The sequence below is a fragment of the Corynebacterium confusum genome, from assembly GCF_030408715.1.
In the GTDB taxonomy this organism is placed as follows: domain Bacteria; phylum Actinomycetota; class Actinomycetes; order Mycobacteriales; family Mycobacteriaceae; genus Corynebacterium; species Corynebacterium confusum.
This window is the reverse complement of sequence record NZ_CP047202.1, coordinates 1,571,561-1,593,460: the sequence shown is the minus strand read 5'-3', so window position 1 is coordinate 1,593,460 and position 21,900 is coordinate 1,571,561. Positions and strand designations below refer to the sequence as shown.

The following is a 21,900-nucleotide window of genomic DNA, read 5'->3' as shown; positions in this document are numbered from 1 at the left end:
GCGCGCCAATTAGTATGGGGCGTATGGATTTGATGATTGGCCGCGTGGTGAAATCGCACGGGGTAAAAGGAGAGGTCGCGGTGGACGTGACCACGGACGACCCGGACGCCCGCTTTGCGGTGGGTGAGGTGCTGCAGGGCAAGCAGGGAAACAAGGAGCACACGCTGACTATCACGTCGGTGCGCCCGCACCAGGCGCGCCTGTTGGTGCGCTTCGAGGAGGTCCCGGACCGCACCGCCGCAGATTCCCTGCGGGGCACCAAGTTCTTCGCGCCCCCGCTTGACGATGCCGACGACGACGGCTTCTACGAACACGAACTGTTGGGCCTGCGCGTTATCCACGACGGCGCGGTTATCGGCGAGGTCACCGCCCTGCAGCCCGGGGTCGCACACTCGCTGCTGGAGTTTCGCGGCGGCGAGGGGCGCACCAGCCTTATCCCGTTCGTGGAGGAAATGGTGCCGGAGGTCGACTTGGAGGCCGAGACCGTGACGGTCACGCCGCCGGAGGGGCTGCTGGATCTATGAGTGGATCTATGAGGATCGACGTCGTCACGATCTTCCCGGATTATTTGGAGCCGGTGCGCCACGCGCTGCTGGGCAAGGCCATCGAGCAGGACCTGCTGCAGGTCGGCGTGCACGACCTGCGCCAGTGGGCCACGGACCGGCACAAGTCGGTGGATGATTCCCCGTTCGGTGGCGGGCCCGGCATGGTCATGAAGCCTACGGTCTGGGGTCCGGCGCTTGACGATGTCGCCGCTGGCACCGGCCCGGCCGCCACCGCCGCGCGCCTGGAGTCCTCGCTGCCGCACCTGAACCGGGCGCGCCACGACGAGCTGGAGGGCATCGAGGCGCGCCCGTATGCGACCGCCGGCGCCCCCGGCGATAAAGACGGGCGCCCGCTGCTCATCGTGCCGACGCCGGCGGGCGAGCCGTTCACGCAGGCGCACGCGCGGGAGTTTTCCCGCGAGGACCACATCGTTTTTGCCTGCGGGCGCTACGAGGGCATCGACCAGCGTGTCATCGACGACGCGCAGCGCCGCTACCGGGTGCGCGAGGTCTCCATCGGCGACTACGTGCTCATCGGCGGCGAGGTGGCGGTGCTGGTGATCGCGGAGGCTGTGGTCCGGCTGGTGCCGGGCGTGCTGGGCAACCAGCGCTCGCATGAGGAGGACTCCTTCTCCGATGGGCTGTTGGAAGGGCCCAGCTACACCAAGCCGCGCGTTTGGCGGGACCTGTCGGTGCCGGAGGTGCTGGCCTCCGGTGACCACGCGAAGGTGGACCGCTGGCGCCGCGAGGAGTCGCTGCGCCGCACCCGGGCCCGCCGCCCGGAGCTGCTGGAAAAAGCCGAGCTCAGCGACGCCGACCGTGCCTTCCTGGACGGCCTCGATCAGGATGGGGAGGTGCGGTAGCCATGGAGGTTTCTACCGATCTGTCGGTCCTGGTGGGCGAAGAGGAGCTGCGCGCCTGCGTGCCCGCGATGCCCGCCGCCCTGGCCGAGCGCGACGTCACGGTCAGCGACATCGCGGTCGAGGTCGTCGACGCCGAGTGCGTGGCGGATAACGTCCTGGTCCGCGAGTACGTCTGGAAGCACGGCGAGAAGCCGGTGGGGCTGGTGGTCTGGCGGGTCATCGTCAACGCGGAGACCGCGCTGGCGCTGCCGAAGGTGACCCAGGCGGTAGCGGAGACGCTGCCCGCCGCGGCGCTAAGCTACGGCACGAGCGAAATCGGGCACACCGAGTTTGGCCTGGGCACGACCCTGGCGTACTCGGCGTCCCGGTAATTTAGGTTTTTAGTAGAAGAGGTATTTTGTGAATATTGCAGCCACGATTGCTGCGGAATTGAACGTGCGCGTCGACCAAGTCGAGGTCGCGCTCAAGCTCATGGCGGAGGGCAACACCGTGCCCTTCATCGCCCGCTACCGCAAGGAGGCGACCGGCGGGCTGGACGATGCCCAGCTGCGCACCATCGAGGAGCGCGCGACCTACCTGCGTGAGTTGGAAGAGCGCAAGAAAACGGTGCTGGCCGCCATCGAAGAGCAGGGCAAGCTGACCGATAAGCTGCGCGCCCAGATCGTTGCCTGCGAGTCGAAGGCCCGCCTGGAGGACCTGTACCTGCCGTACAAGAAGCGGCGCAAGACGAAGGCGGACATCGCCCGCGAGGCCGGACTGGAGCCGCTGACCGACCAGCTCATCGAGAACCCGGCGGCGGACCCGGACAAGCTGGCCGAGCAGTTCTTGACCGAGGGTTTTGCCGAGCCGAAAAAGGCGCTGGAGGGCGCGCGGTCGATCCTGGTGGACCGCTTCGCCCTCGATGCCGACCTGGTCGGCCAGGTGCGCGAGAAGTTCTTCGACGACGGCGCGCTGGGTGCCCAGGTCGTCGAGGGCAAGGAGACCGAGGGGGCGAAGTTCAAGGACTACTTCGATTTCTCGGAGCCTTTCGATACCCTGCCCTCGCACCGCATCCTGGCGCTGCTGCGCGGCGAGTCCGAGGGCGTGCTGCACCTGAACCTGGACGCCGGCGAGGACGCGGCCTACGAGGGGATCATCGCGGACCGCTTCGACCTGGATACGTCGTCGGCCTGGCTGGCCAACGCGGTGCACTGGGGCTGGCGGACCAAACTTTACGTCTCCTCCAGCCTGGACGTGCGCATGCGGCTGAAGGAGCGCGCTGAGGAGGGCGCGTTGCAGGTATTCGCCACGAACCTGCGCGACGTGCTGCTGGCCGCTCCGGCGGGCCAGCGCGCCACTCTGGGCCTGGACCCGGGCTACCGCAATGGTGTGAAATGTGCGGTCGTGGATGCGACCGGCAAGGTGTTAGATACCACCATCATCTACCCGCACCAGCCGCAGAACCAATGGCCGCAGGCGGTCAAGGCGCTGGCCACCTGGTGCGCGCAGCACTCGGTCGACCTGATGGCCATCGGCAACGGCACCGCCTCCCGCGAGACCGAGAAACTGGCCGGGGAGGTCGCCGACCTAGTCGCCCAGGCCGGCGGTACGCGGCCCACACCCGTGGTGGTCTCCGAGTCGGGCGCGTCAGTCTATTCGGCCTCCCCGCTGGCGGCGGAGGAATTCCCGGACATGGACGTCTCCCTGCGCGGGGCGGTCTCGATTGCCCGCCGCCTCCAGGATCCGCTGGCCGAGCTGGTCAAGATTGACCCGAAGGCCATCGGCGTAGGCCAGTACCAGCACGACGTGAACCAGACGCAGCTGGCGCGCACCCTGGACGCGGTCGTCGAGGACGCCGTCAACGGGGTAGGGGTGGATCTCAACACCGCCTCGGTCCCGCTGCTCGAGCGTGTGGCCGGGGTGAACTCCACCATCGCGGGCAACATCGTGGCCTACCGCAACGAGCACGGCAGCTTCGCCAGTCGCAAGGAGCTCAAGAAGGTCCCGCGGCTAGGGCCTAAGGCCTTCGAGCAGTCCGCCGGCTTCCTGCGCATTACCGGCGGCACCGACCCGCTGGATGCTTCCGCGGTGCACCCGGAGGCCTACCCAATCGTGGCGGCGATAGCGAAGTCGACGGGGCTGGGCATCGGCGAGCTGATTGGTAACAGCCGGGTACTGGCCGCGCTGAACCCGCAGGACTTCGCCGACGAGACCTTTGGCGTGCCGACGGTGACCGACATCATCGCGGAGCTGGACAAGCCGGGCCGCGACCCCCGCCCGGAGTTTAAGACCGCCACCTTCCGCGAGGGAGTAAACAAGGTCTCCGACTTGACCCCGGGCATGATTCTGGAGGGTACGGTCACCAACGTTGCCGCCTTCGGCGCCTTCGTGGACGTGGGGGTCCACCAGGACGGGCTGGTTCACGTGTCCGCGATGAGCCACAAATTCGTCTCCGACCCGCACGAGGTGGTCCGCTCCGGCGAGGTCGTCAAGGTCAAGGTCATGGACGTCGACGTGCAGCGTCAGCGCATCAGCCTGAGCCTGCGCCTGGACGACGAGCCCGGCCAGGACGGCAAGCCCGCCAAGTCTGGCAAGCCGGGCAAGCCTGCTAAGGACGCCAAAGGCGGCCAGGGCCCGAAGGGCAGCGGCAAGAAACCAAACAAGCCGCGCGGCGGCAAGCGCGGCCAGGGCGCGGCCCCGCAGGGCGGATCCATGGCCGACGCGCTGCGCAAGGCCGGCTTCGGGCGCTAAGCGCCGCTGCCCGGGATTTGGCGCGGGCTTTGTGCTTGTGTCAGAATGGATAACCGCTGTATGTAACAGGCACGAACCGGCGCCTTGGCGCTAGGGTCCTCTGTCTTAAACTGAAAAGGATTCAAACAATGAGCAACATCATCGACAAGATCGATGCCGCGCAGATGCGCGACGACATCCCGGCCTTCCGCCCGGGCGACACCCTCGAGGTTGACGTCAAGGTCATCGAGGGTAGCACCGAGCGTACCCAGCTGTTCAAGGGCGTCTGCATCCGTCGCCAGGGCTCCGGCATCCGCGAGACCTTCACCGTCCGCAAGGTCTCCTTCGGCATTGGTGTCGAGCGTACCTTCCCGGTGCACTCCCCGAATCTGGCCTCCATCAAGGTCTCCCGCCGTGGCCGCGTCCGCCGCGCCAAGCTGTACTACCTGCGCGACCTGCGCGGTAAGAAGGCCCGCATCAAGGAGCGCCGCTAGTCGCTCCCCGCACACCCAAAGCTCGTGGGTGCGCTCCATGCCGCCGGTTCCTCGGACCACTAAGTCCGGGCCGGCGGCGTTTTGTCATGTCGGGGCTATTTCGGACGCCGGCCGCGAGGTGCTCGCCGCCGCGGTCGGCATTGTTGATAGGATCTACTGCGTGAATTACGACAAAACAGCATCAACCCCGACCCCGGATGAGCCCGAGCAGTCCTCGGCGCAACCGGTGGAGCAGGAAAAGAAGCAGCTGCCATGGCTGGTGGAAACGGCTCTGATTGTCGTGGGCGTGTTGCTGGTTGTCGGCGTCGTGCAGACCTTCATTGGCCGCCAGTACGTCATCCCGTCGGCGTCCATGGAACCGACCCTGCACGGCTGCGAGGGGTGCACCAACGACCGCATTTTCACCGAGAAGATCAGCTACTACGGCGACAACCACCCTGAGCCCGGCGACGTCATCGTCTTCGAGGGCACCGACTCCTGGAACATCAACTACCAGTCGCCGCGCTCGGACAACTCGGTCATCGCGGCCATCCAGGAGGCGCTGAGCTTCGTCTCCCTCGCCCCGCCGGACGAGAACACCCTGGTCAAGCGCGTCATCGCGACCGGCGGGCAGACCGTGTCCTGCCAGGCCGGCGACCCGTCCGTCATGGTGGACGGCAAGCCCGTCAACCAGGATTACGTGATGGATCCGCAGACCTACCCGGTCGACGAGAACTCCGGCTCCGAGGCCTGCGGAGGTCCGTATTTTGGCCCGGTGACCGTGCCGGAGGGCAACTACTTCATGATGGGTGATAACCGCACCAACTCGGCGGATTCGCGCTATCACCTCGACGACCCCTACCACGGCACCATCCCGGACGAGAACGTGCGTGGCAAGGTGGCCTTTGTCTTCTTCCCGTTCGACCGGCTCGGCGGTGTCGATGACCCGGACATCCAGCAGTAACCAGCCTGCGCGTTTGCCCCGCCGGGACTACCGTCGCGCGGGCGATCCCCGCCCGGATACCCGCCGGGCCGGGGCCGAGTCCGGGCAGCGGCCGGTGCGCGCGCCCCGCGACGGCGACGACGGCGCCAGTTGGTGGCGCGGCATGGCCCTGGCCGTCGTGGCGACCGTGGTGCTGCTGAGCTTGATCCAGGCCTTCATCGGCCGGCTCTACGTGGTCCCGTCCGGCTCGATGGAGCCGACATTCCACGGCTGCGCCGGCTGTGAGAACGACCGCATCGCGGTGGAGCGGGTCTCCTATTATTTCCAGGAACCGCAGCCCGGCGACGTCATCGTCTTTGCGTCCATGCCCTCCTGGGACGGCGAGTTCACCGTGGAGCGCTCGAACAACGTGCTGGTGCGCGGCCTGCAGAACCTGTTCTCCCTGGTCGGGCTGGTACCCAACGCGGACAACATCCTGACCAAGCGCGTTATCGCCACCGGCGGGCAGACCGTGTCCTGCCAGGCCGGCGACTCGGCCGTGATGGTGGACGGGCGGCCGACGGATCAGTCCTTCGTGCTGAGCCCGCAGGTCAACGAGATCAACCCGCTGACCGGCTCGGAGGCCTGCGGCGGGGACTACTTCGGGCCGGTGACCGTGCCGGAGGACAGCCTGTGGGTGATGGGGGATTCGCGGACGAATTCGCTTGACTCTCGCGCCCACCTGGGCGATAACCGGCAGGGGACCATCCCGGTCGACAACGTCCGCGGCAAGGTGCGCGCGGTGGTCCTGCCGCTGGGGCGCGTCGGCATCGTCGAGCACCCGGACATCCTGGGGTAGCCGGAGGTGCGGGCGCTGAAACAGTTACGGACCTACGAGGTTGCGCTTTCCAAGGCGGGCCTGGGGCCGGTCGCGGGCGTGGACGAGGCCGGCCGCGGGGCGTGCTGCGGGCCGATCACCATCGCCGCGTGCGTGCTGCCGGAGCGAATCATCCCGGAGCTGTCCACCCTGACTGATTCCAAGAAACTCACCCTGCGGGCGCGCGAGCGGCTTTATCCCATCATCCAGGACTGCGCCCGGGCCTTCGCCGTCGTGCACATTGGGCCCGCCGCCATCGATCGCCGCGGCATCCAGCACGCCAACGTCTCCGGGATGCGGCGCGCCGTCGCGCTGCTCGACGTGCGGCCGGGCTACGTGCTCACCGATGCCCTGAAGGTGCCCGGCATGCCCTGCCCGCAGCTGCCGATGACCGGCGGCGACGCGGCGGCTCGGTGCATCGCGGCAGCGAGCGTGCTGGCCAAGGTCTCCCGGGACCGGCTGATGGCCGAACTCGACGAGCACTACCCGGGCTATGGCCTGGCCGGGCACAAGGGGTACGGGACGGCGGCGCACACGCGCGCCATCGAAGAGCTGGGGGTGAACCCGCAGCACCGCTTGAGCTATGCGAACGTCGCCGCCGCACAGCGAAAATACCTGGGCGCGCCTTGACGTGAGCGGGCCGCCGGCAGAATATGCTGGGCATTATTACCTGCCCACGCGCTAAGGAGGAAGACCAACGTGAGTGCCGAGGACCTGGACAACTACGAGGCTGAAGTCGAGCTGTCGCTCTACCGCGAATACCGCGACGTGGTCAGCCAGTTTTCCTACGTGGTCGAGACCGAACGACGCTTCTACCTGGCGAACGCGGTAGAGCTCATCCCGCACACCTCCGGCGCGGACGTTTACTACGAGGTGCGCATGTCGGACGCCTGGGTCTGGGACATGTACCGCGCGGCCCGCTTCGTGCGCTACGTCCGCGTTATCACCTACAAGGACGTCAACATCGAGGAGCTCGACAAGCCCGATTTCGTGCTGCCCGATTAAGGGCGCGCCACTATAGGCGCTGGCGGGGCAGTGCGCAACTTTAAGAGCGCGGCGCCTGTGGATAACTCGGGGTGCTAAGCAGTTATCCACAGATTTGGCGGTTCCGGGGAGGCCTGCCCTTGTGCGGGTGTTGACTGCGGCGGTGTGATGTGGGTGTGCCGTTCGGGCACACGCTTCAAGCTACAGAATTTTTGGGGGGAATTTCTACATGCACACCGCCTATACACGCAACCATGCCTTAGCCCGCCGCGGGGAGGCCTACGCGGCGCAGTTCTACCGCCGCCGCGGCGGCCAAGTCCTAGCCCACAACGTCCACTACGCGGTCGGGGAGATTGACCTTATCGTGCTGGCGGGCGAAACCGTCATTTTCGTCGAGGTCAAAACCCGCAGCCGGCGCGACTTCGGCGTCGCCGAGGCCGTGGGCCCGCGCAAGCTGGCGCGCCTGCGCAAGGCGGCGCGGCTGTGGTTGAAGGACAAACCTTTCACGCAGGTGCGCTTCGACGTCGTGGCGCTGGTGACCTGCGGCGAAGGCTTTGAGCTCGAGCACTACCCGGGGGTCGATGATGGCGCTCGGTAAATGCTATACGACCGCCCTGGACGGGGTCTTGGCCAACGTGGTCACCGTCGAGGCCAATATTGGGGCCGGGCTGCCGGGTACCCACGTGGTGGGCCTGGCGGATACCGCCATCACGGAATCCCGCGAGCGCATGCGCACCGCGGTGACCAACTCGCAGCTGCGCTGGCCCAAGACGAAGATCATCATCTCCATGTCGCCGGCGTCCATGCCGAAGTCCGGCTCCCACTTCGACCTGCCCATGGCGCTGGCCATCCTGGTCGCGGCGATGGGACCGGAGGCGGACCTGGAAACAGGCATCGACGGCGCCAGCCCCGCGGGGCGCCTGGCCAGCTGCCTGGTGCTGGGCGAGCTGGGCCTGGACGGGACCGTGCGCGGGGTGCCCGGGGTCATCCCGGCGCTGCTGTCGGCGCGCAAGCACGGCTACCGCACGGTGCTCATCCCGCCGGACAACGCGGCGGAGGCCGCGCTCATCTCTGACATGAACGTGCTGGTTGCACCGACGCTTGAGCGGGCGCTGGCGTGGGTCTGTGGGGCGACTCCGCTGCAGTCGGCCGCCGCGGCGGCCGGGCCGGGCGCGCACGCACAGGCGTCGCGCACGCCGCTGGATTTCCGGGACGTGGCCGGCCAGGCGTCGGCGAAGAAGGCCGCGGAGATCGCGGCGGCCGGCGGCCACCACTTGATGATGGTCGGCCCGCCCGGCTCCGGCAAGTCCATGATCGCGGCGCGCCTGCCCAGCATCCTGCCGGCGCTGAGCACCGACGAATCCGTCGAGACGACCGCCGTCCACTCGCTGGCGGGATCGGCCGGGACGGTCATCGGGCACGCGCCGTTTATCGCCCCGCACTCCTCGGTGACGCGGGCGGGTCTGCTCGGCGGCGGGGGAGCACGCGTGCGCCCCGGCGCGGTCAGCCTGGCCCACAACGGCGTGCTCTTCCTCGACGAGGTCTCCGAAATCCCCGCCGCCTTCCTGGACGGCCTGCGCGCGCCGCTGGAGGAGGGCATCGTGCGCGTGGCCCGGGCGCGCCGGGAGGTCAGCTTCCCCGCGCGCTTCCAGCTGGTCATGGCCGCCAACCCGTGCCGCTGCGGGGCCGACCAGGCCTCCCGTTGCCGGTGCCGCTCCGCCGACCGGCAGAACTACCTGCGCAACATCTCCGGCCCGCTGCGCGACCGCCTGGACATCATCCTGAGCCTGAGCGCCCAGGGGGCGGTCATCGGCAGCGCGGACGAGGAGCCCTCCGCCGTCATCGCCGAGCGGGTGGCCGCGGCCCGGGAGCGATCCGCGGCTCGGTGGCGGAGCGCCGGCCTGGATGTCCGCACCAACGCCGCGGTGCCGACGTTTTGGATGCGGCGGGAATACCCGGCGACCGAAGACGCGATGGAAACGCTCAAGGCCCTGCTGCTGATGGGGGATATCACCCAGCGCGGCATCGATAGGGCGCTGAAGGTGGCCTGGACGCTCGCGGACCTGGCCGGCCTTGAGCAGCCGGACTTGGATTTGATCTCGCAGGCGCTGGAGCTGCGGCAGGACTCCACGCTCTAATCCGTAAGCGGAATAACAATAGGGGGAGGAAAGCTTTATGTCCGATTTTCACTTGCGCACCGAGCTCGACGCCTGGGTCTACCTGAACCGGGTCGTGGAGGGCCCGTCGCGGCACCTGGCCGCGCTGCTGGCCGAGTACCCGGTCGACGAGGTCGCCCACGGCGTCTACCACGCCCGGGACTGGGTAGGCCCGCTGCTGCGCCAGACCGTCAGTCGGCGCGATTGGCTGCGCCAGGACGAGGACTTAGCGGCCGCCCGTAGCGTGGGTGCCCGGCTGATCACGCCCGAGGACCCGGAATGGCCCCTCGACGAGTTCGCACGCGCCTTCGGCTTTTTCGGCCAGGTGGCGGGGGAGGCTCCCGCCAGCTTCAACGCCGAGGCCGTGGCCCCGCACTCGCTGTGGGTGCGCGGCGGCGACCTGGGGCAGGCCGTGCAAGAGTCTGTCGCCCTAGTTGGCACCCGGGCGATGAGCCGCTATGGCTACGAGGCGACCCAGCTGCTTACCCGCGACCTGTGCCAACACCACGTCACGGTGGTCTCCGGAGGGGCGCTCGGCATTGACACCACCGCCCACCAGCAAGCACTCGACAGCGGCGGGTTAACGGTGGCGGTGGCCGCGTGCGGCATCGATTACCCGTACCCGGCGCGCAACGAGCCGCTGTTTAACGCCATCGCCGCGCGCGGCGTCATGGTCAGCGAATACCCGCCGGGCACTACGCCGCAGCGCCACCGCTTCCTCACGCGCAACCGCCTGGTGGCCGCGCTGACGGCGGGGACCGTGGTGGTGGAGGCGTCGTTTCGCTCCGGAGCGCTGAACACCGCCAACTGGGCGGAGGCGCTCGGCAAGGTGGTCATGGCCGTGCCCGGGCCGATCACCGGCCGCGGGTCGGTGGGCTGCCACCTGCGCATCCAGGAGCACCGCGCCCAGCTGGTGGCGAACGCGGAGCAGATCCGGGAGCTCATCAGCCCAGTGGGGCAGGTGGACGCGGGCGAGCAGTTCGAGCTGGACTTTGCCGCCAGCCCCACCCAGCGCCTGTCGCGCAACGAGCTGCGCGTTTTTGACGCCGTCCCGCCCAGCGACCGCGCCGAGGGAGCGCGCGCCCAGGACATCGCCCGCGATGCCGGGATGCGCCTGCCGCTGGCCATCCACCTACTGGTCGCGCTGGAAAAGCAGCAGCTGGTCCGCCGCCAGGGTAACCTCTGGGTCCGCGACGGGCTGGCAGAAGGGTACTAGGGGCGCCCCGCGGACTAGACTGTGGGGCATGACTACCACGCCCTGCCCCGCCGGCCAGCTAGCCGAGGCGATCGAGGACTTCGCCGAGCACCAGCGGCTGGTGGAAGGCAAGTCGGCGGCGACCGTGCGCGGCTACCGCTCCGACTTGCTTGACTTGTCCCGGACCGTGGGCACCTTCGCGGAGTTCCGCCTCAACGCGCTGCGCGCGTGGCTGGCGGAGGCGGTCAGCCAGGGCAAGGCCCGCTCCACCCTGGCGCGCCGTACCGCGGCGGTGCGCGCCTTTTCCACCTGGGCGCAGCGCCAGGGCTACCTGGACGCCGACGTGGCCGCGCGGCTGGTCAGCCCCAAGGTAGACAAGCACCTGCCGACGGTGTTGGGCACTACCCAGGCCGGCGAGCTGGTCGGCAACGCGGTCTCCCACAACGAGGAGGAATTCGCTCGCGACAGCGCCATCCTGGAGCTTTTGTACGCCACCGGCATGCGCGTCGCGGAGCTGGCCGGGCTGGACTGCGGTGACGTCGATCTTGCCCGGTGCACCGCCCGGGTCACGGGTAAGGGCAACAAGCAGCGGGTGGTGCCCTTTGGACACGCGGCTGCCGATGCCCTGGCGCACTGGCTCGACGATGTCCGCCCCCGCATGGCCGCCGTCGAGGACGCCTTGTTTGTCGGCGTGCGGGGCAAGCGGATTGATGTGCGGCAGGTCAGGCGCATCGTCGAGCGCGCCGGGGCCGTGACCGGCACGCCGGATCTGTCCCCGCACGGGCTGCGGCACTCGGCGGCGACGCACTTGCTTGAGGGCGGGGCGGACCTGCGCGTGGTCCAGGAGCTGCTCGGGCACTCCTCACTGCAGACCACGCAGGTCTATACGCACGTCTCCGCGCAGCGCCTGCAGGAGGTCTACCGGCAGGCGCACCCGCGGGCGTAGAGCACCGGCCGAGAAAGGTATGCGCCCTAGAGTGGCTTGAGGCGAATTACCGGGCTGCCTAGCAGGCTGAGCGGGTCGAGGTAGTCTTCCGGGCCGCGCCTAGCGCCCCAGTGCAGCCCGGGCTTGCCGTCGTGCGGGTGGCCCAGCGTGCCGATAACCTGGCCGGTGGTGACGGCCTCGCCGCGGCGGACCCGGGCGTGGACGGGTTCATAGGTGGTGCGGATGCCGTCCGCGTGGTCGATGGAGACCACCGGCTTGCCGGCTACCACCCCGGCGAAGGCGACGCGGCCGTCGTCGGCAGCGCGGACCGGGGAGCCGACCGCAAGCGCCAGGTCGACGCCGCGGTGGCCGGCGAGCCAGCGCTGCGCCGGCGGGTCGAAGCCGCGCAATACCTGGCCCGGGCTCGGGGAGCCGGAGACGGGATCGACGTAGGCCAGGGCGGCCGGGGGAGCGAGTAAGAGAAGGAAGACGGTGGTTGAACAGCAGGCGGACAGGATACGGGGAACAATTCGTGAAAAAATCATGCCTTCACTGTGGCGGGGATGCCGACGGCGGGGGAAGGGGGCGCCGCGCGGCCTGTGGATAACTCGCCGAAATTGGCCAATTTGGTTGACCTGTCAACACGGGGCTATCCACAGGTGCGCTTATGTTTTGGCGCGGCCAGGATTTCGGGCTATTATTGAGCGCAGCAGTATGTCTTGCGTGCGTGCCTGAGCTTTTCATCATTTCGACGCGCGCGGGCGTGCTGACTACGCGCGGCGAAGCCGCTGCCTCCTGCTAGAAGGTGCGCAGCAGTCGCGGCCAACGCGGTCCCCGCGGTTAACGCGGGGTGTTGGCCACGGCCTTCGTAGCCAGGGTGCGGGATAAAAACCCGCACGAACACATTTGTCCAAAACCAAAACCGAACTAGGAAAGCGAGCGAAACATGGCAGTCGTAACCATGCGCGAGCTCCTCGACGCTGGTGTGCACTTTGGCCACCAGACCCGTCGCTGGAATCCGAAAATGCGCCGTCACATCTTCACCGACCGTAACGGCATCTACATCATTGACCTGCAGCAGACCCTGACCTACATCGATGAGGCCTTCGAGTTCGTGAAGGAGACCGTCGCACACGGCGGCACCATCCTTTTCGTGGGCACCAAGAAGCAAGCTCAGGAAGCCGTCGCCGAAGAGGCCGAGCGCGTTGGTATGCCGTACGTCAACCACCGCTGGCTGGGCGGCATGCTCACCAACTTCCAGACCGTTGCTAAGCGGCTGAAGCGCATGAAGGAACTTCAGGCCATGGACGCGGCCGAGGACGGCTACAAGGGCCGCACCAAGAAGGAAGTCCTGATGCTCAACCGCGAGCGCACCAAGCTGGAGCGCGTCCTGGGCGGCATCTCCGACATGACCAAGGCTCCGTCCGCACTGTGGATCGTGGACACCAACAAGGAGCACATCGCAGTTAAGGAAGCTCACAAGCTCAACATCCCGGTGGTTGCCATCCTGGATACCAACTGCGACCCGGACGACGTCGACTACCCGATCCCAGGCAACGACGACGCCATTCGCTCCACCAAGCTGCTGACTGGCATCGTCGCCACTGCAGTCGAGGAGGGCCGCAAGGCTCGCGAAGAGCGCCAGCTGGCCGCCGCTAAGGAAGCCGCCGGTGACTCCGCATCCAAGGAGCAGCGCGACGCCGCTGAGGCCGCCGCCGCTTCCGACCCGGCTTCGGCTACCGAGGCTGAGCAGTCCTCGGAGGACGCACTCAAGGTTGAGGGCGAGGTCCAGAAGCCGGAAGGCCAGCAGCCGGCCGGCAACTAAGCCCCTAAAAGGCTAATCCAACAGTTGCCCCCGCGCCCCCGTAAACGGTGGGCTCGGGGGTTTGCTGTAGCGTATGCTGGTGGACGCTTACCTTGGCTAAACACCACCCGCCGTGCGCGCGGTGAGTGTCGAGGCAAGCGGCATGAGCATTGAAGCTTTAGGACAAGCGGGCCTCAGCCCGGCTTGGGGAGTGTAAAAAGGCCACCCTACGCCGGCGGCACCTGAGCTAATCGGCTACGCTTGTGCATCGAACATCGTTTTTTACACAAGGAGGATCGCCCGAATTATGGCGAACTACACTGCTGCAGACGTCAAGGCACTGCGCGAGGCAACCGGTTCCGGCATGCTCGACTGCAAGAAGGCACTCGAGGAATCTGGCGGCGACTACGACAAGGCCGTCGAGCTGCTGCGCATCAAGGGCGCTAAGTCCGTCTCCAAGCGCGCAGACCGCGAAGCTACCGAGGGCCTAGTGGCCGTGTCCGGCAACACCATGGTCGAGATTAACTGCGAGACCGACTTCGTGGCGAAGAACGAGGACTTCAAGGCTTTCGCCGCTAAGATTGCCGAGGCCGCCGCTGCCGCTAAGGCCAACTCCACCGAGGAGCTCAACGCCGTGGAGGTCGACGGCAAGGCCGTCTCCACCCTGATCGACGAAGAGTCCGCCAAGATCGGTGAGAAGCTGCAGGCTCGTCGCGCTGTGACCATCGAGGGCAACAACGTCGCTACTTACCTGCACCAGCGTTCCGCCGACCTGCCGCCGGCAGTGGGCGTGCTGGTTGCTTACGAGGGCAACGCCGAGGGCGCTCACGCCGTCGCTCTGCAGATCGCCGCTATGAACGCTGAGTACCTGACCCGTGAGGACGTGCCGTCCGAGATCGTGGAGAAGGAGCGCGAGATCGCCGAGGCCACCACTCGTGAGGAGGGCAAGCCGGAGGCTGCCCTGCCGAAGATCGTGGAAGGCCGCCTGAACGGCTTCTACAAGTCCGTCGTCCTGCTGGAGCAGGCTTCGGTCTCCGACAGCAAGAAGACCGTCAAGCAGGTAGCTGAGGAAGCCGGCACCACCGTCACCGGCTTCGTCCGCTACGAGGTGGGCGCCTAAATATAGGCCCCAGCCCAGCGCACGAACGCGCGCGGACTTTACCCCAGGAAGTTACCTCCTAGCCGGGAGGCATGCTTCCTGGGGTTTGTTGCGTCTTGGGCGATTGCGCGCGGGCTGCGGCCGGTGGGGCGGGGCATGGGGAGGCAGGCGGCCGGAGTGGGTAGAATGAATGCGACCCGCGTTTGGACGATAAGTCGAAACGAAAGAAACCTTGTTCTACGTTCCATGATGAAGGAGACGACATGCCTGAGACCACCCCAGAAGGCACAAACAGGACCGGCTACAAGCGCGTAATGCTCAAGCTCGGCGGCGAGATGTTCGGCGGCGGCAAAGTGGGCATCGACCCGGACGTGGTCGAAAACGTGGCCCGGCAGATCGCTGAGGTGGCGAACAACGGCACGGAGATCGCCGTCGTCATCGGCGGCGGCAACTTCTTCCGCGGCGCCGAGCTGTCCCAGCGCGGTATGGACCGCGCCCGCTCCGACTACATGGGCATGCTGGGCACCGTGATGAACTCGCTGGCGCTGCAGGACTTCCTGAAGCAGCTGGGCGTCGACTGCCGCGTGCAGACCTCCATCAACATGGCGCAGATCGCGGAGCCCTACCTGCCGCTGCGCGCCGAGCGCCACCTGGAAAAGGGCCGCGTGGTCATCTTCGGCGCCGGCATGGGCATGCCGTACTTCTCCACGGACACCACGGCGGCGCAGCGCGCGCTGGAGATCGGCGCGGAGGTCCTCTTCCTTGCTAAGGCTGTCGACGGCGTCTACTCCGACGACCCGCGCACCAACCCCGACGCGGAGCTCTACAGCGAGATCACTCCGAAGGAAGTCATCGAAAAGGGTCTCAAGGTCGCGGACGCGACCGCCTTCAGCCTGTGCATGGACAACAACATGCCGATCCTGGTCTTCAACCTGCTGGAGGAGGGCAACATCGCCCGCGCCGTGGCGGGCGAACAGATCGGCACTCTGGTGCAGTCCTAATAGCAAAAGAAGCGCTAAACCTGCTAGGGTTTTCCCCAGCTAGTTTCGATATTTCAAGGGAGAAACGTTAACTCATGATCGATGATATTCAACTCAGTGCGGAAGAGCACATGGCCGCCTCGGTGGAGCACACCCGCGAGCAGCTGGTGACCATCCGAACCGGCCGCGCTAACCCGGCCATGTTTAACGGTCTGGTCGCGGAATACTACGGCGCCCCGACGCCCATCACCCAGATGGCTACCGTGTCGGTCCCGGAGCCGCGCATGCTGCTCATCAAGCCCTACGAGCAGTCCATGATTGGCGAAATTGAAAACGCCATCCGCAACTCCGATCTGGGCGTTAACCCCACCAACGACGGCCACGTGCTGCGCGTTACCGTGCCGCAGCTGACCGAGGAGCGTCGTAAGGAAATGGTCAAGCTGGCCAAGTCCAAGGGCGAAGACGGCAAGATCGCCATCCGCAACATCCGCCGCAAGGCCATGGAGTCGCTGAAGAAGCTGCAGAAGGACGGCGACGCCGGCGAGGACGAGGTCGTGGCCGCCGAAAAGGAGATGGAGAAAACCACCTCCGGCTACATCGAGCAGGTCGACAAGCTGGTCGAGAACAAGGAAAACGAGCTGATGGAGGTCTAGCCTCCCCGTCAGCGATCTGAGTAGGGTGCCGCCGCGTCACGCGAATAGCCTGCCGCGGGGGCCAAGTTTTATTGCCCTTTCGATACTTCTTTGCCAATTGAAGGAACGATAGTGACCAATCCCGCTTCGCCCGACCCCGCGCCCGCCCAAGCGGCGCCTGCTCGGCGCCACCTGCCGAAGCCGAAGAACGGCGCGGGACGCAACCTCTCGGCCGCCACTGGGGTGGGGGTCGCCCTCGGGGCATTGGTCATCTTCGCGGTGTGGGTTGGCCCGCTCGCCTGGTACCCGGTGGTCTCTGTCGCCGTCGGCGTGGCCATGTGGGAGGTGCTTACCCGCTTGCGGGAGCATTCCTACCACCTGCCGCGCACGCTGATGATCATCGGCGGGCAGGCCATGGTCTGGATTTCCTGGCCCGTGGAGGCCGGCGGCCTAGTGGCGGTCTACGTGACGGCCGTGCTGGCGCTGATGTTTGGTCGTCTGTTCCACAACGGGCGGCACCGCCCGCCGATCCACTACATGCGGGACATGTCGGTCGGCATCTTCGTGCTGACCTGGATCCCCCTCTTCGGCGCCTTTGCCGCCATGCTCTCGCGGGTGGAAACCCCGCTGGCCAGCGGCTCGGCCTCCATCCTGACGTTCATGCTGTGCGTGGTGGCCTCGGACACCGGCGGCTATGTTGCGGGCGTGATGTTTGGCTCGCATCCGATGGCACCGGCGGTGAGCCCCAAGAAATCCTGGGAAGGCTTCGCCGGCTCGATCTTCTTCGGTACCGTGGCCGGCGCCCTGAGCGTGAAGTTCCTGCTCCACACCGACGCCTGGATTGGCGCGCTCATGGGCGTGGGCCTGGTCTTCTGCGCGACCCTGGGCGACCTGGTGGAGTCTCAGTTCAAGCGCGAGCTGGGCATCAAGGACATGTCCGCCATCCTGCCCGGCCACGGCGGCCTGATGGACCGGCTCGACGGCATGCTGCCGTCGGCCATGGTCACCTGGGTGGCAATGTCCTACCTGGCAACTTAGCGCCCGGCGCGCTTGACCTGGCGGCGCAGCTCGAACATGCGCCAGCCGCCGACGCACGCCATAATCAGCGCGCCGGCGATAGCAAACAACAAAAAGGCGATCCCGGCGGGGAAGGCGCCGCTCCAGCCGAGGAAGTTGACCGGCACGGACTGCTGGTTCTGCATGATGAAGACGATCAGCAGGATAAGCAGCAGGAAGCCGATGATGAGAGCGACCCAGGTAGAAGCGGCGAAGGATCCGGAGACCTTGCCCTTGCCCTGTGGTTTCTCGTCGGTGGCCGGGGTGGTCTCTAGGGCACCGGAATCTGCGCCCGCGCCGGTGGTGGCGGGGGCCTTAGCGTTGGTCGAGCCGGCGCCCGCGTAGGCGTCGGTGTAATCCGGTTCTGCGTTTTGGGAATGTGTCATATAAATATTTAAACGTGTCGCGGGTTGGTTGCGCCACTTCTGGGCCGCGTGGGCGCCGATAGATTGGGCACTTGGCGCGCAGACGTGCCAAAATGGGAGCCATTATGGCACAGTCTGTGAAACTTAACTTCTCGGCCCCGCGGCGTGGTCTTCCGCCGAAGCACTTCGCCGACCTTTCCCACGAAGAACGCGTAGCCAAGCTCGCGGAGCTCGGCCTGCCGAAGTTCCGCGCGAAGCAGCTGGCCCAGCACTACTACGTTCACTACACCAACAACGTCGAGGACATGACCGACGTCCCGGCTAGCGCCCGCCAGGACATCCAGGACGCGCTCTTCCCGGAGCTGATGACCCCGATCAAGCACTCGGGCACGGACGACGGGGAGACCACCAAGTCCCTGTGGCGCCTACACGACGGGACGCTGCTGGAGTCGGTGCTGATGCGCTACCCGGGGCGCGCGACCTTGTGCATTTCCTCCCAGGCCGGCTGCGGCATGGCCTGCCCGTTCTGCGCGACCGGCCAGGGCGGGCTGGACCGCAACCTGTCCACCGCGGAAATCGTCGAGCAGGTCCGCAACGCGGCCAAGGAGATGGCCGCGGAGGGTGGCCGCCTGTCCAACATCGTCTTTATGGGCATGGGGGAGCCGCTGGCCAACTACAAGCGCGTCGTGCAGGCGGTGCGCCAGATCACCGCGCCCGCGCCCTTCGGCTTCGGCATGTCCATGCGCAACGTGACCGTCTCCACCGTTGGCGTGGCCCCGGCCATCCGCAAGCTGGCGGACGAGGACCTCTCCTGCACCCTGGCGGTCTCGTTGCACACCCCGGACGACGAGCTGCGCGACACCCTGGTGCCGATCAACAACCGCTGGTCGGTCGAGGAAGTCTTGGACGCAGCGCGCTACTACGTGGACAAGACCTCGCGGCGCGTGTCCATCGAGTACGCGCTCATCCGCGATAAGAACGACCAGGACTTCCGCGCCGACATGCTGGGGCGCAAGCTGCACCAGGCGCTGGGCTCCAAGGTGCATGTCAACGTCATCCCGCTGAACCCGACGCCGGGCTCTGAGTGGGACGCGGCCCCAAAGGCGCGCCAGGATGAGTTCGTTCGCCGCGTCCAGGCCCAGGGCGTGCCGTGCACGGTGCGCGACACCAAGGGCCAGGAGATCGCTGCGGCTTGCGGCCAGCTGGCGGCCGAGGAGCGGGACGAGGATTCCGCCGACGCCAAGGAGCCTGCCGGCGTTTAGGTTTATCCTGCGGGGCTGATAGCCGACTGATAATCTTGCGGGCATGACACAGCCCAATTTTCCTCAGCTCGCCGCTGATCCGACCACTCAGGCCTTCGCCGTGCGGGGCCTGAGTAAAGCTTTTTCCGGTACCCCGGCCGTGGACAACCTCAGCCTGGACATCCCACGCGGTTCGCTCTACGGCATCGTGGGCCCCAACGGCGCCGGCAAGACCACCATGCTGACGATGGCCTGCGGGCTTGTGCGGCCCGATACCGGGCAGGCCTACCTGGCCGGCCACGACGTGTGGGCCGAGCACAACCAGGCGGTGGCCCGCGTCGGGCTGCTCATGGACGGCGCCCCGGTTTTCGACCGCCTGAGCGGCCCCGAATACCTCTACTACCTGGGCGCGTTGCGGGGGATGGAGGAGTCCGTGGTAGCCAGTCGCTCCGAGGAGCTGCTGGCGGCGCTGCAGCTTTCCGATGCCGGCTCCAAGTACATCGCGGATTATTCGGCCGGCATGACCAAGAAGATCCTGCTGGCCGGCGCCCTGCTGCACGCCCCGGACGTGCTGGTGTTGGACGAGCCCCTGGAGGCCGTCGACCCGGTTTCCGGCCGGCTCATCCAGTCGATCCTGCGGGAGTTCGTGGCCGGCGGCAAGACCGTCATCTTGTCCTCCCACGTGATGGAGCTGGTCGAGGGGCTGTGCGATCACGTCGCGGTCATCCACCGCGGCCGGGTGGCCACCTGCGGCCACGTGGATAACGTGCGCCAGGGCCGTAGCCTGACCGACCTGTTCATCGAGCTGACCGGAGGCGGCTCCCTGGCCGAGGGATCCCTGGGTTGGCTGCGGGGTGGTCGCGATGACTAAGGCCTCGGTGCCTGCCACGCTGTTTTCCCTGCACCGCACGCTGTGGACGCGCAGCTTTAAGTCCAACCCGTCCCAGACGTGGATGGTGGTACTTTTCGGCTTCTACGCGCTCATCGGTCTGGTCAGCGTGATCCTGAACGTGAGCCTGGAGGTCTCCGCCGGCCCGGGCCGCTTCCACGCCCTGACCGGGGCCGTGGCCCTCGGCACGGCGGCGCTGATCGTCGTCAGCATCTTCATGCCCGCCGGTGAGCGGCAGGTCGGGCCGGTGGACCTGCGCGGCCTGCCCATCGACGCGGCCACGGCCGAGCGCGGGCTCGCGCGGGTGGCGCTGTGGTCCAGCCGCGTATTCATCGCCGCCGCGGTCACGCTCATCTTCGCGGTGGCCGGCTCGTTCGTGCTGGCGGCCAACGGCGCCGCCGCGATGATCGTGGTCTTCGTCCTGGGCCAGGCCGTCTCGCTGGCGTTGGCGGTGGTGTGGACCGAGGTCATTGCCGGGGGAGCGCAGCTAGTGGTCAAGGAGATGGGCGCCAGCAAGACGCGGAGGTCCATGATTTCCGGGGTAGGCTTCGTGGTGTTGATCTTCGGCTTCATCGCCGTCCAGAACTTGGGTGTCGAGGGCCTGCCGATAGTCGGCTTCGGTGAGGCCGCCGCCTGGACGCCGTTGGGCGCCGGTATGGGCTGGGCGGCATCGGTAGCCAACGGGCAGTGGGCGCAGGCTTTAGGCCAGCTGCTAGCCGCCGTGGTCTTTCTGGCCATGGGGTTGTGGCTGTGGCGCCGGCAGACCGCCCGCAGCTTCCGACAGGCCTACGAGTCGGGGCCGCAGGCCTCGGAAGGGGCCCGGGCCCAGGGCGTGGGTGCGCTGCGGCTGGCGGGCCTGCCTTATGCCAGCCCGGCGGCGATGGAATACAAGCGCGTGCTGCGCTACTTTATCCGCGATACGCGGCTGTCGTCCACGCTGCTGTTCCTGCCGGTGATGATCATCTTCGCCGTCGCGATGAGCTTCGGCGGGCGCGGGGTGGAAGGCTTGTTCTTCCTGGCCATTACCGGGGTCCTGGGCGGGATTAGCGCCTCCAACGATTTCGGCTACGCCGGGCCCAGCAACTGGGTGACCATGGTAGTACCGGTGCGCCCGCGCGTTTTCCTTTACGCCCGCCACCTGGCCATGGTAACCCCGGGTGTTATCGCGGCGGTCGTCCTCTTCGTCATCTTGCTCATCATCCAGCCCGATCCTTCGCTGACCGTGCTCGTGGGCGTGGCCACCCTGGGCCTGCTGCTGTCGGCCTGCGGCCTGTCCATGGTGATGGCCACCTTCAACCCGTACCCAATGTCTGCGCCCGGGGCGAACCCCTGGACGGACAAGTCCGGCATGCAGGCCGCGGCGTTTATCAGCGCCTTCGTCGTGCTGCTGGCCGGCTGGCTGCCGATTGCGCCCGGCGGCATCCTGATGATCATCGGGGTGAGTCAGTCCTTGGCCCTGCTCACCGGCCTGGGCGTGCTGGTGACCGTGGCCCTGCCCGCGGCGATTTACGCGGCGGCTTGGATAATCTGCGGCAAGCGCGTGGACAAGCAGATGCCGGAAATCTACGCCAAGGTCGGCACCTACGTGAAATAGCGCGGGGCAGGGCTTATCTGCCGAGGACACGAAAAAGCCGCCGGCCCCGGGACGGGGCGGGCGGCTTTAATCTTGCGCGGCTAGGTGCTTTTTAGCGCTCTACCTGGGCGGTCGGAACGGCCTCGCCGACGCGCAGGTGGGACACGCGAGAAGGCTCGATGTTCAGGGCGCGCAGCTGGGAGTCGGTCAGCTCCGCGTAGGGGCCGCCGACCGTCTTCTGCTCGTAGGTCCAGTCCAGCTCCTGGTAGCCCTCCGGCTGGTTGCGGGCGGTGATGGTGCGCACCTGCTTCATCTTCGGCTGGAAGAGGTCGATGATGAGGCCGATGGCGATCAGCGCGGCAAAGAGGAAGAGGTAGATGGTCTCCACGTGGCCCTGGTGGTTACCGAAGTTGTAGCCCAGCAGGACTAGGACGGTGATCCAGCCGGCGACCTGAACACCGGTATGCGGGGTCCGGGACCAGCCGAACTCTGCCGAGGGGACGTCATCGGTGGAAACTCCGCCGTGGACCTCAGGAACCAACTTGTGGGAAGACACGTGCACTCCTTTTGCGTGTGCGCCTTAAAGCACACGCCCCAGGCCGGGGCGCGGCA

24 protein-coding genes are annotated in these 21,900 nt (G+C 67.0%); 21 read left to right on the top strand and 3 right to left on the bottom strand.

The window, feature by feature from the left end:
* Window positions 1–23 precede the first annotated feature (23 nt).
* From rimM to CCONF_RS07405, 13 genes are all read left to right on the top strand, one after another.
* Complete coding sequence (rimM, locus tag CCONF_RS07465; RefSeq protein WP_290222285.1) at window positions 24–524, top strand: ribosome maturation factor RimM; 501 nt, start codon at window positions 24–26, stop codon at window positions 522–524.
* An 8-nt stretch (window positions 525–532) separates the two neighbouring features.
* Window positions 533–1,408, top strand: coding sequence for a tRNA (guanosine(37)-N1)-methyltransferase TrmD (gene trmD, locus CCONF_RS07460; RefSeq protein ID WP_290226340.1), 876 nt, complete (start codon window positions 533–535; stop codon window positions 1,406–1,408).
* 2 nt (window positions 1,409–1,410) lie between these two features.
* Window positions 1,411–1,779 (top strand): hypothetical protein, encoded by a 369-nt coding sequence (locus CCONF_RS07455; protein ID WP_290222283.1) that lies wholly within the window; start codon window positions 1,411–1,413, stop codon window positions 1,777–1,779.
* A gap of 28 nt (window positions 1,780–1,807) precedes the next feature.
* On the top strand, window positions 1,808–4,138 hold the full coding sequence (locus CCONF_RS07450; protein WP_290222282.1) for a Tex family protein: 2,331 nt from the start codon (window positions 1,808–1,810) through the stop codon (window positions 4,136–4,138).
* A 128-nt stretch (window positions 4,139–4,266) separates the two neighbouring features.
* On the top strand, window positions 4,267–4,611 hold the full coding sequence (rplS, locus tag CCONF_RS07445) for a 50S ribosomal protein L19 (RefSeq protein ID WP_290222280.1): 345 nt from the start codon (window positions 4,267–4,269) through the stop codon (window positions 4,609–4,611).
* A gap of 160 nt (window positions 4,612–4,771) precedes the next feature.
* Window positions 4,772–5,554 (top strand): signal peptidase I, encoded by a 783-nt coding sequence (lepB, locus tag CCONF_RS07440; RefSeq protein ID WP_435384066.1) that lies wholly within the window; start codon window positions 4,772–4,774, stop codon window positions 5,552–5,554.
* 142 nt (window positions 5,555–5,696) lie between these two features.
* Complete coding sequence (gene lepB, locus CCONF_RS07435) at window positions 5,697–6,371, top strand: signal peptidase I (protein WP_290226336.1); 675 nt, start codon at window positions 5,697–5,699, stop codon at window positions 6,369–6,371.
* A 6-nt stretch (window positions 6,372–6,377) separates the two neighbouring features.
* Window positions 6,378–7,019 (top strand): ribonuclease HII, encoded by a 642-nt coding sequence (locus CCONF_RS07430; RefSeq protein ID WP_290222279.1) that lies wholly within the window; start codon window positions 6,378–6,380, stop codon window positions 7,017–7,019.
* A 69-nt stretch (window positions 7,020–7,088) separates the two neighbouring features.
* Entirely contained in the window at window positions 7,089–7,394 is a 306-nt protein-coding gene (locus tag CCONF_RS07425; RefSeq protein WP_070768865.1) for a DUF2469 domain-containing protein, read from the top strand.
* Window positions 7,395–7,602: 208 nt separating this feature from the next.
* A complete protein-coding gene (locus CCONF_RS07420) occupies window positions 7,603–7,971 on the top strand; it encodes a YraN family protein (protein WP_290222275.1) in 369 nt (122 codons plus the stop codon).
* Window positions 7,958–9,511 (top strand): YifB family Mg chelatase-like AAA ATPase, encoded by a 1,554-nt coding sequence (locus tag CCONF_RS07415; RefSeq protein ID WP_290226334.1) that lies wholly within the window; start codon window positions 7,958–7,960, stop codon window positions 9,509–9,511. Before CCONF_RS07420 ends, CCONF_RS07415 begins: the two co-directional genes overlap by 14 nt.
* A gap of 37 nt (window positions 9,512–9,548) precedes the next feature.
* The gene (gene dprA / locus CCONF_RS07410; RefSeq protein WP_290222273.1) at window positions 9,549–10,745 is read left to right on the top strand and encodes a DNA-processing protein DprA; all 1,197 of its coding nucleotides are present in this window, start codon (window positions 9,549–9,551) and stop codon (window positions 10,743–10,745) included.
* A gap of 28 nt (window positions 10,746–10,773) precedes the next feature.
* Window positions 10,774–11,670 (top strand): tyrosine recombinase XerC, encoded by an 897-nt coding sequence (locus CCONF_RS07405; protein WP_290222270.1) that lies wholly within the window; start codon window positions 10,774–10,776, stop codon window positions 11,668–11,670.
* 26 nt (window positions 11,671–11,696) lie between these two features.
* Here CCONF_RS07405 and CCONF_RS07400 read toward each other — a convergent pair whose 3' ends face one another.
* A complete protein-coding gene (locus CCONF_RS07400; protein WP_290222268.1) occupies window positions 11,697–12,194 on the bottom strand; it encodes a M23 family metallopeptidase in 498 nt (165 codons plus the stop codon).
* Between the two features lie 401 nt (window positions 12,195–12,595).
* On the opposite strand from CCONF_RS07400, the gene rpsB reads away from it, so the two are divergent.
* From rpsB to CCONF_RS07375, 5 genes are all read left to right on the top strand, one after another.
* Window positions 12,596–13,474, top strand: a complete 879-nt coding sequence (gene rpsB, locus CCONF_RS07395; RefSeq protein WP_290222265.1) for a 30S ribosomal protein S2 — start codon at window positions 12,596–12,598, stop codon at window positions 13,472–13,474.
* A 286-nt stretch (window positions 13,475–13,760) separates the two neighbouring features.
* Entirely contained in the window at window positions 13,761–14,573 is an 813-nt protein-coding gene (gene tsf / locus CCONF_RS07390; RefSeq protein WP_290222262.1) for a translation elongation factor Ts, read from the top strand.
* A 242-nt stretch (window positions 14,574–14,815) separates the two neighbouring features.
* Entirely contained in the window at window positions 14,816–15,553 is a 738-nt protein-coding gene (gene pyrH / locus CCONF_RS07385) for a UMP kinase (RefSeq protein WP_290222259.1), read from the top strand.
* A gap of 74 nt (window positions 15,554–15,627) precedes the next feature.
* Complete coding sequence (frr, locus tag CCONF_RS07380; RefSeq protein ID WP_290222258.1) at window positions 15,628–16,185, top strand: ribosome recycling factor; 558 nt, start codon at window positions 15,628–15,630, stop codon at window positions 16,183–16,185.
* Window positions 16,186–16,296: 111 nt separating this feature from the next.
* Complete coding sequence (locus tag CCONF_RS07375; protein ID WP_290222256.1) at window positions 16,297–17,202, top strand: phosphatidate cytidylyltransferase; 906 nt, start codon at window positions 16,297–16,299, stop codon at window positions 17,200–17,202.
* Here CCONF_RS07375 and CCONF_RS07370 read toward each other — a convergent pair.
* Window positions 17,199–17,606 carry a LapA family protein gene (locus tag CCONF_RS07370; RefSeq protein ID WP_290222254.1) on the bottom strand — a complete coding sequence of 136 codons (408 nt, stop codon included), beginning with the start codon at window positions 17,604–17,606 and terminating at the stop codon, window positions 17,199–17,201. The genes CCONF_RS07375 and CCONF_RS07370 overlap by 4 nt on opposite strands.
* A 104-nt stretch (window positions 17,607–17,710) precedes the next feature.
* Here CCONF_RS07370 and rlmN point away from each other — a divergent pair, with 104 nt between their 5' ends.
* From rlmN to CCONF_RS07355, 3 genes are read left to right on the top strand one after another with little or no spacing between them, the layout of a single operon-like run.
* Entirely contained in the window at window positions 17,711–18,847 is a 1,137-nt protein-coding gene (rlmN, locus tag CCONF_RS07365; RefSeq protein WP_290222252.1) for a dual-specificity RNA methyltransferase RlmN, read from the top strand.
* A gap of 43 nt (window positions 18,848–18,890) precedes the next feature.
* Window positions 18,891–19,697, top strand: a complete 807-nt coding sequence (locus tag CCONF_RS07360; protein ID WP_290222249.1) for an ABC transporter ATP-binding protein — start codon at window positions 18,891–18,893, stop codon at window positions 19,695–19,697.
* Window positions 19,690–21,309 (top strand): hypothetical protein, encoded by a 1,620-nt coding sequence (locus CCONF_RS07355; RefSeq protein WP_290222248.1) that lies wholly within the window; start codon window positions 19,690–19,692, stop codon window positions 21,307–21,309. Before CCONF_RS07360 ends, CCONF_RS07355 begins: the two co-directional genes overlap by 8 nt.
* Window positions 21,310–21,400: 91 nt before the next feature.
* Here the strand turns inward: CCONF_RS07355 and CCONF_RS07350 are convergent, their stop codons facing one another.
* Window positions 21,401–21,844, bottom strand: coding sequence for a DUF2631 domain-containing protein (locus tag CCONF_RS07350; RefSeq protein WP_290222247.1), 444 nt, complete (start codon window positions 21,842–21,844; stop codon window positions 21,401–21,403).
* Window positions 21,845–21,900 lie beyond the last annotated feature (56 nt).